Here is a 13,188-nt window from a genome sequence, read left to right on the forward strand (position 1 = left end):
GAAACTTATAAATTCTTATATTTTGGAATAGCGGTCAAGCCGCTCCTTTTACTTTGGGGTCCAGCCGATCGCGAATATCGTCTCCAATCAGATTAACCGCCAGTACAAACAAAGTGATCGCCAGACCCGGGAATGTACAGATCCACCAGGCAACCGTCAGATAACCTCTACCTTGCGAGAGCAATGCGCCCCAATCCGGAATTTCCTTCAACACCCCAAGTCCCAGAAAGCTGAGTCCGGAGCCCGTCAGGATCGATGTCCCTACGCCAAGCGTAGCCATGACCAGCAGTGGTGACAACGAATGCGGCAGTACATGTTTCCAGAAAATACGCGTATTGGAACCGCCCAGTGAACGTGTCGCTGTAATGAAAGGCAGACCTTTGACCGATATGACCTGCCCACGCATCACCCTTGCGTACCCCGGAATGGAGGAAACAGCAACAGCCAGTGCAATATTCATTAGTCCTGGCCCGAGAGCAGCTGCAACAGACAATGCCAGGAGCACACCGGGTACAGCCATCAGAATATCAACAGTCCGCATGGTGATGGTATCGACAACTCCTCCGGCATAACCGGAGATAATACCAAGAGCACTACCGACAATACCGCCCACCAGAACCGAAGCAAATCCAATGAGCAGCGAATCCCTGCTTCCATGCACAACCACACTGAAGATATCCCTGCCAAAATAGTCCGTCCCGAACAGATGCGCAGCAGAAGGAGCCTGCAGTATGGCATCCGTCATCATCTGAGTTGGATCATAGGGAGCAATCCAGCCTGGTACAATCGCACATGCCACGGTAAACACCACCACCAGCAATGCTGCATAAAAGAATAATCGGGATACCGCGAATGAGACGCGATAGCGCCAAGGACGGCGATTCCACAGACGGATACGTCCTACACTGCCCGCCCATACTTTTTTGTCACCAGCCAAAGGTTTCATGCTCATGAGCAACAACTCCTCCTTTCATAACTCCGCGTCAGGACACTTCTGACTGTTCCATCCAATATTATGTTCGGACTGCACGCCGAACCCGGGGATCAATGTACGAATACGAGATATCCACCAGCAGGTTCAAGACAACGTAGATGATAGATGTAAAGAAAACCACACCTTGCACCACTGGCAGATCCTTGGCCATCAGCGCATCCGCAATAATTCGGCCGATCCCCTGTCTGGAGAAGACGGTCTCCACAACCACGGTTCCCGCAAGCAGATCACCAATCAGCATGCCGATTACCGTTACAGTAGGAATAAGCGCATTACGCAGTGCATGACCATACATGATGGCACGTTCCGAAAGTCCTTTGGCCCGTAATGCCACGATAAACGGTTCATTGATCACTTCCAGCATGCTGTTCCGTACCATCCGTACGATAAATCCTGCACCTACGAGACCCAGTGTTGCAGCCGGAAGAACCAGTGAGCTGAATCCGTCGGAACCCATCGCCGGGAACCAGCCAAGCTGTACTGAAAATAACAGGATGAGCAATATCCCCGTCCAGAAGGTTGGCATGGAAATGCCAAACAGTCCAACGAGCCGGGCAACGAAATCAATCACGCCATTGCGATGAATCGCAGACAATACACCAAGTGTAATTCCGATCGTAATGGCAATGATTGAGCTAAGTGCGGTCAAAGCCAGTGTTGCTGGAAAATGTTCCAGTATTTTCGGCAAAACCGGATCCGAATTGATCATTGATTTACCGAAATCCCCACGCAGCATATCACCAAAATAGTTCGCAAACTGGATGTAAAACGGCTGATCCAGTCCAAGCTGAACCCGCATATTTTCGATCATCTCCGGGGTAGCCGAGGATGGGTCCAGCATGAGCAGAACCGGATCACCCGGCAGAAGATACATGATGCAGTACACCAGCACCGAAGCTCCGAAAATAACCAGAAGCGATGTTGCGAGTCGTGACAGTATCGTTTGAACCATACCGGGATATCTCCTTCCTGAATCTGGATTGGCCGTTCATGTTAGGGCTGAATGCGAACATCGTTAAAGAGTGGATAACCTAATGAATCAAACTTGATGCCTTCGACCTTTTTGGATGCTGCGACGGTATACGGGAATACATAGATCGGCAGAATTACCGCTTGCTCAATCAGGTATTGCTGGATCTGATTGTAGATCTCGACACGTTTATCAGGATCTGTCTCAACCGCTCCCTGCTCTAACAGTTCATCGATCTTTGGATCAGACAAACCGGACAATGTCGGACGCTCGCCCTCTGCACTCGTATGATAGAAAGCGTACAAGGCATTTGGGTCAGAATTGACCTGACTGTTGCCATAGAGATCATAATCCCAGTTCTGATAGATGACTGTTGCGATATCTTTTGTAATCTCGACTTCAACAGCAATGCCAACCTTTTTCAACTGTTGTTGGATAATGGCGGCAATGTCATTGCGTTTCTCCCGATTTGGCGAACCATCGACATAACGCAGGGTCAGTTTCTGGCCGTCTTTGGCACGAATACCGTCAGTGCCTTTCACCCAGCCTTGTTCATCGAGCATTTGATTCGCTTTGTTGATGTCCGGGTTAATGCTACCTTCCAGCGATGCATCATAACCCAGGATTCCAGGAGACAGTGCAGACCATGCTCGTTCGTAGTTGCCCAGATACAATGTTTTGACAATCGATTCTACATCTACGGCGGATTGTACCGCCTGCCTTACTTTCACATCATCCCAAGGCGCTTTGCGCAGATTGAAAAAGAGTGTATATGGCAACCCAACTGTGTTGGCCTGCAACAATTGCTGGTTCGGATCGTTTTTTAATGCAGCGATATTTTGCGGGGGAACCGTCTCGGCAGCGAGTACCTGACTACTCTGAACACTTCCGATACGCGTCGCTTCTTCCGGTACAATCTTGAATGTGATCGTATCCACATGTGGTGCAGCTTTATTTTCAACCGTCTCAGGTCCCCAGTTGTAATCCTTGTTTTTGGCAACGACGATATCCGCATTTTCATCCCATTTCACAAAGGTATACGGTCCTGTTCCCACCGGATTTTTACCCAGCTGGTCGCCATATTTTTGGGCAGCCGTAGGGGATACGATCCCTAGCAGCGCCTGGCTTAAGTTGCCGAGAAAGGCTTGCGATGGTGATTCCAGATTTACCTTGATGGTATATTCATCAATGACTTCGGAGGAGCTATAGGGTCTAATCAGGGCAAGGGAATTGGCAGCTTTGGTGGCCGGATCAATCACCCGGTCCAGATTGTATTTCACGGCTTCCGCATTAAACGGTGTACCATCATGGAACTTCACGCCTTCACGCAGCTTGAACGTATAACTCTTGCCATCCTCGGATACGCTCCATTCCGTGGCGAGCCAAGGTTTGATGGAACCGTCCGGCAACTGTACTATCAGATTGTCGTAGATCGTCCGGATGGCGCGTACCGTTACGGCAAGCCCACTACGATGAGGGTCAAGCGTATCCGGTGAAGTCGCGAGTGCAAAAGTCAGGTTGCCTCCTTCGGCTTGCCCGGCCTGCCCCCCGCCTGATGCCTGTGCCGTACTGTTCGTGCTGCCTCCCGCCGCTCCGCAACCGGATAATACCATCACCAACACTGCTGCCAATGCCATATATTTCATCCATGAGATAGACCTGTTCATATCGCTTCCCCCTCTGTGTATACAGGTGTCATTAAATTGATGTTTATACCAATACTCTATATATCCTATGAGTTAAGTAGGTTTTAAAGCAGTACGAAACGTAGTAATTGATTTCATTACCGGTTGGAGAAAACAGCCAGACAACATCAGACGCTCGTTCGCTCCCTATCAGTTATGCCAAATCAGATACGACTTGTTCCTTGGCAGCCGTATAACGGTTAACTGGAATTTGCACCCCAAGGTTACCTCGCAATGTATCGTGTTCATAGTCCGTACGATACAGGCCGCGTTCTTGCAGAATCGGCACAACGAGTTCCACAAAATCAGACAATCCACTCGGCAGTTCCGAAGCAATAATGAAACCATCCGCTGCTTCCGTCTCAAACCATTCCTGAATCTTGTCAGCGACCTGCTCCGGTGTTCCCAGGAATTTGCTGCGCGGTGTTGCTGCCCGCAGAGCCACTTCACGCAAGGTCAATCCTTGCTCCTTGGCATCCTTCTTGATCTTGTCAGTTCCACTGCGGAAGCTGTTGCTTCCAATGCCATTCAGCTCCGGGAACGGTTCATCAAGTGGATATTGGGAGAAATCATGGTGTTCGAAGAAACGTCCCAGATAATCCAGCGCTTTATCAATGGTAACCAGGCTCGCGATCTCCTGATATTTCAATTCAGCTTCCTCTTCCGTCCGTCCAACAATAGGATTGATGCCTGGCAGAATAACAATATCCTGTGAAGAACGTCCATAGGAAGCCGCACGTGTTTTCACATCCTTATAGAATGCCTGTGCATCTTCAATCGTATCGTGTCCGGTAAAGACAGCATCCGCTTCTTGCGCCGCCAGCGTTTTGCCATCTTCCGATGAACCTGCCTGGAAAATCACCGGCTGTCCTTGCCGTGAACGGGCAATATTGAGCGGACCTTGTACGGAGAAAAACTCTCCTTCATGATTAAGCGTGTGCAGTTTGGATGGGTCGAAGAATACACCGCTCTCTTTGTCTCTTACAAAGGCATCATCTTCCCAAGAGTCCCACAACCCTTTGGTTACCTGTAAATATTCCGCGGCAATACGGTAACGTTCCGGATGCGTAGGGTGATTACTCTTACTGTAGTTCTTCGCTGTACCTTCCAGCGGAGAAGTCACGACGTTCCAGCCAGCACGGCCATCACTGATCTGATCGAGGGAACCGAACTGTCTGGCTACGGTGAACGGATCACTATAGGATGTCGAGAGGGTGCCTACCAGTCCAATACGTGAAGTAACGGCAGCCAAAGCGGAGAGGATACTGATTGGTTCGAAGCGATTGAGGAAATGCGGAATGGATTTCTCGGTAATATACAGACCGTCTGCGATAAAGACCAGATCGAACTTGCCTTCCTCCGCTTTCAGTGCCTGACGTTTGTAGAATCCAAAGTTAACGCTGGCATCCGACAGAACCTCCGGGTGTCTCCATGTGGTGTTGCTTCCTCCAACCCCATGAATAATGGCTCCAAATTTCAAACTGCGTTTCGCTGTCATATGCACTCCGCCTTCCTTGGATTAGAATCTTCAAACGAGTGATCAAGGGCCAACTGAACTGATTACGTATGCGAAATAACTTAAAAGTTAACTATTCCTATGAGTTTGGTTTGTTTTAATTTCACAAATCTTATCACTGCCCCGTAAAAGGGTCAACAGCGCGACTAATAGATATTTTCTATATGTGCTTTTTCCGCTAGACTGCTGCCGCTTCGTCCGCTCGTGCCAGAAGTTCCGCCAGCTTCTCCAGATCAGGTTCCATCAAGGCTTCAAACTTGCCGTCCCCTCCCACTTCAATGACAGGTACATGCCGAATGCCATATTTTGCTTCAAGCACATCACGCAGCACGTCATTGCCCTGCACTTCAATGTTCTCAAAAGGCTGGTTTCGCTCTGTCAAAAATGCTTTTACTTCCCCGCAGAAATGACAGCCTGTTTTGCTCCACAGCACGACTTTTTTGGTTGATGATGACATCGACATACCTCCTGATTGGTTTTAAGATCAAGGTCTGGGTGATTAACTATTAACGCCCTAGACCTTCAATTCCCATCTGTTAAATAAGAATTATGGCTCTAAATGTACCCCTGTGCCCTTCCTGCGTCAATGGATCTGCTAATAGAATAAACCTATAACCAAATAGAAAGATTAAATTATCAATTTGAAAGATGGCTTATTTTACAGGGATGAATCGCTATTAGCCCCTCCTAACCTGTTTAAAAGCATGTTTTGCTAAATCAGTGTAGAACTCGATCTGATCCGGACTTCGATCTATGGCCCACCTCAGGGTATCAAAAGCTTTCAATAACAACACACGGCTCGCTTGATTCAGTTCGCGCTCTTGCTCTTGTGTACTTGTCCCATAGCCTTCTAAAAACGCTTTCAATTCTTCCTTGTCAGGACCCTCACCCCTTAGCTGGCATTGCATGAGTTGAGTGATATCGCCATACGGCACGACGGTGACCTCCGCATTCCCCCAGTCCAGAAGGGTAATCTCACCCGTTGAACTTACGATTGTATTCTTCAAGGAGAGATCGCCATGGCATAAACCAAAACGGAACTTTTGCAATTTCAATTGTTCGAACCATTGCCTTACGAGCTGTGATTCCTTCATCGTAATGACACCAAGCTCAATCAATGGATCTTGCTCCGTGAGACTATTGATATTGTATTGCACATATCCTTGCCAACTGCCATCTGATCCTGCATGAGGGGGAGAGTAAAATTGGTTTTGTACGGGATCATGCATTTCCCTTCCGAAACCTGCCACCTGGATGGATTGCATACGTTGTGTGTACTCACCGAGTTTCCTCCAAATCACAGACGTGGGCACTGTCGTGTCCAACCCGTTATCCCCTTCCACATACGTTTGAATCATATAGGCATGTTCAGCGTTGACCCCAACGGACAATGTCTCTGGCCCAGGAATACCGGCACTCGCCGCTTGTTCGATGCACCATTTTTCTTTCACAAAGGTAGAATATGTATCTGGATCGTTCATGCGTACAACCACTTTATGACTTGCTGTCTCCACCAGACAGACCTGATTAACAAAGCCTTTACCCACGATTTGATGTGAGCATTTTACTTGTTCCAGCAGAAACTCACTGGCAATCTGTTCGGCTTGTCTGACTATAGAATTCTTCATCCCGCATCCTCCCTCAATCGCTTTATTTTAAGTGGTCTATATAAGTTAAACTAATCATTTATACGATAACGGAGAGGACAGAAAAAACTTGAAAAAGCGAAGCTACAAGCTTTCTGAAAGAAAGCTACTTCGAAAGCATACACTTCGCCTAAAAGCTTTCTGAAAGAAAGCTGCCTCGGAAGCATACGCTATCCCCGGATTTTCCCTTGAGAAAGGGGATTCGAAAAATTCTGGGGATAACAGCGATTGGAAGGTTATTCTGTCATCGTAGTGTCAGTATAAATAATCTTTAGTTCAAATTATATAGCTACCAACTCATATGTAATATTCGGATGCGGAATGAATCAGAGTGATTACCATTCCGCATCATGTTGCTGATTCGCATAACTAGATCGCCTGACATTACAGATCGGGGTTCAAGAGCTGAGGTGGGGCGATAATCGGCCAGCCTTCTTCCATCGAATTCAGTTGGTCCGCAGACACACTGATAATATGCCCAGAATGGACACCCCAACGTTCTGCAGCATAGACCGATACAAATCGTCTCCGCTTGTCTCCACTGATCTGATATCGAATCTCGGGTGCATCCACTGCGGCAACAATACTTCCTTCTGCCCATCCATTGTGAGAACCATGAACCGCTGTCGTATGCACCTGTTGTGATTCCCTCGGCCATCCTTGCACGTCCCCCGCTGATATCAGTGCTTCTCCGGCAGGAATGGCGAGCAGATCCGGTTTGGCAACCTGAACAGGAGATATTCCACGCGGTACAGGGATGTTCAGCTTACGCCGCCGACCGCCAGTTAAAGTATAGACATCTCCTTTGGCATCTGACAGGAACGAACCTTCCGGGTAGAAGTCATAACTGTGTCTGAACTGTAATGCTGGATCTTGGCTGCCCTGCGTTGAGATTCGCTGACGCGGATCCATTGGGTTGGTGTCACCATCCTCTTGTTGACCGGATGGGGTACCAGAGGTTTGCTGTCTAGCCAAGCGGCAGGTTTCGGCAACCAGCGCATGGGGATCTCCCCACTTTTGGCTATAAAACTGCTCGTTATCCTTATTCACTACAGCAAAGTCTTGCTCACCCAAAGCTTTCATACTGACACTTCCGAAGTGGTGGATAAAGGCATCCCCGGCTAACGCAAGCTGGTATCCTGCCAGCTTCACCCGGATGATCCAGTCATCATCTTCGAAATTGCCTACCGCGTACCCTTCGTCCAGATAACCTACCCGTTCCAGCAGCTCCCGTGAGAACAGCCAGCAGAATCCGACCAGGCGATCGGTTATTCGATGTTTGTCTGCATCCGGACGATTATGTGTGGCGGCAAAAGGCCACATCTCTTCTATCTCACGGTACGGAACCTGAATCTGCTGATCCCCGCCAATATAGTTGGTCACCGGACCCACCACACCAATCTTTGGATCACTGGCAAGACAAGTCATCATGTTATCCAGCCAGCCTGGAGTAACGAGCGTATCATTGTTCAGCACGATGATATGTCGTCCTCTCGCCATCATCAGCCCATGATTGACACCTCCGGCAAACCCCCGGTTCTTATCCAGGGCAGCCACCCTCACCATGCCGCCTTTGCGGAGCATGGCCTCGGCAGTTCCATCCTTGGAGGCATTATCCACGACAATGATCTCGAAGGGGGCAGGGGTATGCTTTTCGATACTGGACACACATTGCAGCACATAGTCCCGCTGATTGTACGTGGGGATAATGATGCTAACTCCTTCAAAAACAAGACCAAACGAGCTCTGTCCCTGGCGGACACCTTCGTTGTATCCTCTGGTATACCCCTGTTTGTAGAGCCTGGCGCCTTTGGCTGTGCGCCTGCTTTTGCCTTTACGTCTGGATTTCCGCATTGAGCGGCGACCTGCTGCATGCAGGACTGCTATGTCAGGTCGCGAGACATCGTGCTGTGTGGCACGGCGGGCCGCTTTTTTTTCGCTGCTTATGCTGCCATTCCTGTTGTTTTCACTGCGGCTGTTGTCACTGTGAGTGCTGATATTTGGAATGATGTTCAGATGACTGTGACCCTTTCGACGGACGACGTTTCGAGCCTTAACCTTGTTGCTGCGGCTATGACGTTCTTCCCCGCGCTGTTGATCGGGTGTGCTCATGTTGCTCCCTCCATTTCCACTTGTCCGTGAGGCTAACACGCACATGACCAGCCCCCGGACGGTCCACTAGAGTTGAAGCTCTCCTGTTACCAGTTTGTCAGCCAAATGTCCAAAATCCAGAGCGACCTTGCCGAGTTCACCTGCAATTCGCCGACACAGAATGACCGCCGGAATACCCGCTGCCACCAAAGCGATATCAAAAGCATGTTCTGCGGTTTGCTGCATCACCCTCGGAATATCCATAACTCCCGCCACAGAACCAATGATGCCTGTGACATGAATCCCCCGGTTATGCAGCAGTGCCGCAAGCTCTGGTGCCTGGCTGCCTATGAGCAGAACCCGTCGTCCTTGCAGCAAGGGCAACACCAAGCCGGACTGATGCAGACTGTAATTGATCGTGGAACTAGTCAACTTCAGCCGGGACCAGTCGATCCCGAAGTGGCGCAATACCGGGAATAACAGCCCCTGGAATGTCGGCGCCCGCGAGATCGGCACGCCAACCCAGTCGGCGGCCTGTATGGCTTCCGCAAGCATCGCGCGGATGTCGGGGGTTGAGCATGGCACCCCTGCATAAGGCAGAAACGGTGCCAGCTCCTGCACTTCCTGGCCTGGCAGCACCGTATCAGCTGCCAGCGTGAGCAGTTCGCCATCTCCGAGGCGAACGACAGACAAGGGGCGCTGCGCATCCAGCGCCGCCGTGATGTGTCCAGCCATCTCATGAGGGCTGGACAGCCGGGTCAGGCTGGGCGCGTACTGGCGGAATCCCGCCGCGATCAGATCTGCCGCCGCCACGGCAGGCAGAATGTGATCCGGCGGGATGTGCTGCGCCACCAGCGCCTCCCCGCCGGCGAATACGCCGTCGCGGTAGCCCTCGGCGTAGCCGCCGGGCACGGCCTCCGCCTGCACTGCGTGCTCCGCGGGCGGAGGCGGCAAGCCCTTCGCGCTGCCCGCATTCGCGCCGGCAGCGCCTCCCCGCCCTGCGGGGGCGACACCCTTCGGGTGTGTCGCCTGGCGCGGGGCGGGGCCAGCACCGCTGGCAGGCATCGCCTGTGGCGTGCTGGCTTGCGGTGCTGGCATGGGCGCACGGCGCATCGCCGTGCGCTGCTTGGCGCGGGCAGCGGCACGCCGGCCCCGCGCTGATGCCGGCCTGCGCCCAGCAGTGGCCTGGCGCAGGCCGGCTTTGCCCTTGCCGGTGCGGCTAGCTCTTGCCGCTCTACTCGCGCGCGCAGAGCCAGCTTTGCCTGCTCTGCCAACAACACGGCCTGTGCTGCTCGCTTTCCTTGCACGGACCTTATGCGCTGCGCCTGCAGATGTACCCGCTTTGGTCAGGGTACTACGTTTCCCTGACTTCACACCTCTGACTCCAGCAGACCCTGTATCTGCTGCTGCCGGAGTGCCACTGCCCATAAATACGGCCGGGTGGATGCCCCGGGGCTTACCCGACACGGAGGCCCTAGCGGCCCCGGTGCGTGTCACTACTCTCACGCCATTCCCTCCTTTGGCATGCACGAGGATTGTCGCTGCGCAAAGCGCCGGAGCATCCTTCCAGCTCCGGCGCAGAGTGTTCTGCTCCCATGGGGCACCGCACAGCGGCAGCATCAGGCGCATATATTTTAAGGCAGTTGTCCTTTCATACGGACAGCTGCTTCCTGGAGCGAATCAAATGTACCTGCATCACTCCAGTATTTCTTCAAAATGTCGTATTCCAGTCCGCCAGCAGACGCGTAGTGATTATTCACATCCGTAATTTCAAGTTCTCCGCGCGCAGACGGCGCAATGTTGCGAATCAGGTTAAATACATGATCATCATACATGTATATGCCCGTCACACAATAAGAGGTTTTCGGCTGGCTTGGCTTCTCCTCGATGTACGAGATTCGCTCTGGATGCTTTGGATCAAAAACAGGCACCCCGTAACGTCGTGCATCATCCACCTCTTTGAGCAGAACTCGCGCTGTACCAGCAGGTTGCTGCATGTAACGGTCCACATAAGGCTTCAGATCATCGCTGAAGAGATTATCTCCGAGAAGCACTACAAATTTTTCGCCAGGAAGAATAAAAGTGGTCGCCAGATCCAACGCTTCCGCAATCCCGCCTGCCTTTTCCTGAATGCGATAAGTCAACTTCACGCCATGATCCGCTCCGCCACCAAGATACTCTGTATATAACCCGGCGGAATGTTTGTTGATCACAATCAATAGTTCATCAATGCCTGCCTGGCGGAGCCTGTCGATGCCATACATAATCATCGGATGTTTACCGACTGGAAGCAGATGTTTGTTAATGAGCCGGGTCAACGGATACAGTCTAGTTCCTGTTCCGCCGGCAAGAATTACACCTTTCATTCCACGTTCCCTCCTTCATCGGATATGTCCATATATTCAAGCGGATCGACATGCCATTTGTTCATAAAAATCGAACGATTACGCTCAAGCAGCTGTTTCCACGCTACCGGATCTGTCTTCTGGAAGCTGGCACTTCCCTGATGGTGCACGAGAACATCTCCACATACCAGCAGGCGATATCCCTGCAATCTTGCTCTATAACAATAATCGTCATCCTCATAGTGTCCCGGAGAATATGCCTCGTCAAGCAGTCCAACCGATTCCACGACATCTCGTTTCATCAGCATGCACAGACCGACGATCCGGCGTACTTCCCTCCACCTTGAAGAATCCGCAACATTATTGGAATTGGCCAACTCCTGAAAATGTTCCATGTCCCGAAACTGCAGTTTAATCTGCTGGATGCCGCTTGCATAATTCGTAACAGGACCCGTGATTCCAATACTTGCGTCACTGTACAGAGCCGTTCGCAGGTTCTCCAGCCAACGGGGCGTGACCGTAACATCATTGTTCAACAGCAACAACTCATCCCCGCAAGCTGCACGAAGTCCAGCGTTACACGCTGCCGGAAACCCCCGATTGTCCGGGAACCTTACAAATCGAATTCGCTCCAGCGCACAATATTCAGCCGTTCCATCCGTCGAACCGTTATCTACCACGATAATTTCATATGACGCAGGATCGCCCGAGTATTGACGTATGGCATCGATGCAGGGCCTGATCAGATCCAGCCCATTGTAAGTTGGGATAATCATACTCGTCAGTGTCATTAGGCGTTCCTCCTGTAAGCGACTTCTACACGGGAGAGTGTATGTGCCTGGGCTGGATTCCAACCTGTACCCAGCAATGTAGCCAGTGCCTCCAGATGATCTCCGATGATCAATTTGGCGACATCATTCCCACTTCCCGTGTTACCAGGACGCAACCGATTGGAACGAATAACATCCACCTGACTTGGTGCCGAGACGTTCATTCCATGCTGAATAGCTAGACTTTGTGCCTTAGGTGGAACGGCCAGTGATGCTGGCTTCACGGTCTGAATCATACGACGAGATAATGCATGAGGCACAGCTGTCATGGAATTGGAACCCAGATCTGCCCTGCCTAATGTTCGGTTCAGATATGCTTTGATCCGGCTTACCTCATCCTGCCCTGCAAACGCAGGAAGCAGAGACGTCAGATTATTCAACGCCACATCCTGTCCCCGATCAACCGCGAACAGAAAGGGTGCAAGCTGTTCAGCCGAGACGACCATATCTCCATCCACAAAAAGTACCGTCTCCGCATCCGTCATCTTGGCTCCAAGTGCCCGGCCGACATCATGTCCTGCCCGATCAGGTTCATAGATTACGGTAAGTCCCGGCTGCCTTAGTACCTGCTTCAAACTGTCATCTGTCGTTCCATTCAGTACCACAATAATATCCGTCAGAGGCAACCGCTTTAGTTGCAATAACACCTGCCCCAGTGTGTGTTCCTCATTACAGGCACAGACAATGGCAGCAGCCGAATGACGAAGAGGGAGTGGCACGATCTGGAAGGAATGTCCCGAGGCCTGAGCATAACCCTGCATAAATGCCTTACCTGCTTTCAGGGCTAGCTCGAAGTTGCTTAGCTCCGCAACGTTCACCGCGTGTGCATTCCATACGAGACGTGCATGTTTTTCTGATACTGTGTTGTTTGCCTTTGCCTCGCTTCCTGCAACTTGCCCCGCTTTCCACATCAAGTGCAGATCTACTTGGCCAGACTTTGCTCGGCTTCTTCTTGTTTTTTGAATATCTACATGTTTCTTTTTCCTAAAACGCTTGTTCATTACTGTTCTTCCTGCTGTCGTTTGTCTATTTGTTGTCCGCCTGCGGCGGACAACCCCTGAACGTCCCTTCATTTCCTCACCTCCAGCATGCTGCATCATCCGATGCGACA

At 51.0% G+C, this 13,188-nt stretch carries 11 protein-coding genes; all 11 read right to left on the bottom strand.

Translation table 11 applies throughout. From position 1 onward, the window contains the following. Positions 1–34: 34 nt before the first annotated feature. Positions 35–952: an ABC transporter permease gene (locus MKY66_RS24215; protein WP_076211156.1), complete on the bottom strand. Its 918-nt coding sequence runs from the start codon at positions 950–952 to the stop codon at positions 35–37. Between the two features lie 61 nt (positions 953–1,013). Further along, positions 1,014–1,946, bottom strand: coding sequence for an ABC transporter permease (locus tag MKY66_RS24220; RefSeq protein WP_076211154.1), 933 nt, complete (start codon positions 1,944–1,946; stop codon positions 1,014–1,016). A 41-nt stretch (positions 1,947–1,987) separates the two neighbouring features. After that, on the bottom strand, positions 1,988–3,631 hold the full coding sequence (locus tag MKY66_RS24225; protein ID WP_076211152.1) for an ABC transporter substrate-binding protein: 1,644 nt from the start codon (positions 3,629–3,631) through the stop codon (positions 1,988–1,990). A 172-nt stretch (positions 3,632–3,803) separates the two neighbouring features. After that, positions 3,804–5,147 carry an LLM class flavin-dependent oxidoreductase gene (locus MKY66_RS24230; protein ID WP_076211150.1) on the bottom strand — a complete coding sequence of 448 codons (1,344 nt, stop codon included), beginning with the start codon at positions 5,145–5,147 and terminating at the stop codon, positions 3,804–3,806. A 196-nt stretch (positions 5,148–5,343) separates the two neighbouring features. Further along, positions 5,344–5,622, bottom strand: coding sequence for a glutaredoxin family protein (locus tag MKY66_RS24235; RefSeq protein WP_076211148.1), 279 nt, complete (start codon positions 5,620–5,622; stop codon positions 5,344–5,346). Positions 5,623–5,842: 220 nt separating this feature from the next. Beyond that, entirely contained in the window at positions 5,843–6,793 is a 951-nt protein-coding gene (locus tag MKY66_RS24240; RefSeq protein ID WP_076211147.1) for an aminoglycoside phosphotransferase family protein, read from the bottom strand. Between the two features lie 402 nt (positions 6,794–7,195). Then, positions 7,196–8,923, bottom strand: coding sequence for a glycosyltransferase family 2 protein (locus MKY66_RS24245; RefSeq protein ID WP_256704228.1), 1,728 nt, complete (start codon positions 8,921–8,923; stop codon positions 7,196–7,198). Between the two features lie 66 nt (positions 8,924–8,989). Then, positions 8,990–10,531 carry a GT-D fold domain-containing glycosyltransferase gene (locus MKY66_RS24250; RefSeq protein ID WP_339806188.1) on the bottom strand — a complete coding sequence of 514 codons (1,542 nt, stop codon included), beginning with the start codon at positions 10,529–10,531 and terminating at the stop codon, positions 8,990–8,992. A 5-nt stretch (positions 10,532–10,536) separates the two neighbouring features. Next, positions 10,537–11,268, bottom strand: a complete 732-nt coding sequence (locus tag MKY66_RS24255) for a sugar phosphate nucleotidyltransferase (protein WP_076211145.1) — start codon at positions 11,266–11,268, stop codon at positions 10,537–10,539. Next, positions 11,265–12,038 (bottom strand): glycosyltransferase family 2 protein, encoded by a 774-nt coding sequence (locus MKY66_RS24260; RefSeq protein WP_047841258.1) that lies wholly within the window; start codon positions 12,036–12,038, stop codon positions 11,265–11,267. The genes MKY66_RS24255 and MKY66_RS24260 overlap by 4 nt, the downstream gene beginning before the upstream one ends. Then, positions 12,038–13,150, bottom strand: a complete 1,113-nt coding sequence (locus MKY66_RS24265) for a glycosyltransferase family A protein (RefSeq protein WP_179088521.1) — start codon at positions 13,148–13,150, stop codon at positions 12,038–12,040. The genes MKY66_RS24260 and MKY66_RS24265 overlap by 1 nt, the downstream gene beginning before the upstream one ends. Positions 13,151–13,188: the final 38 nt, after the last annotated feature.

The sequence above is a fragment of the Paenibacillus sp. FSL R5-0766 genome (assembly GCF_037971845.1).
In the GTDB taxonomy this organism is placed as follows: Bacteria; Bacillota; Bacilli; order Paenibacillales; family Paenibacillaceae; genus Paenibacillus.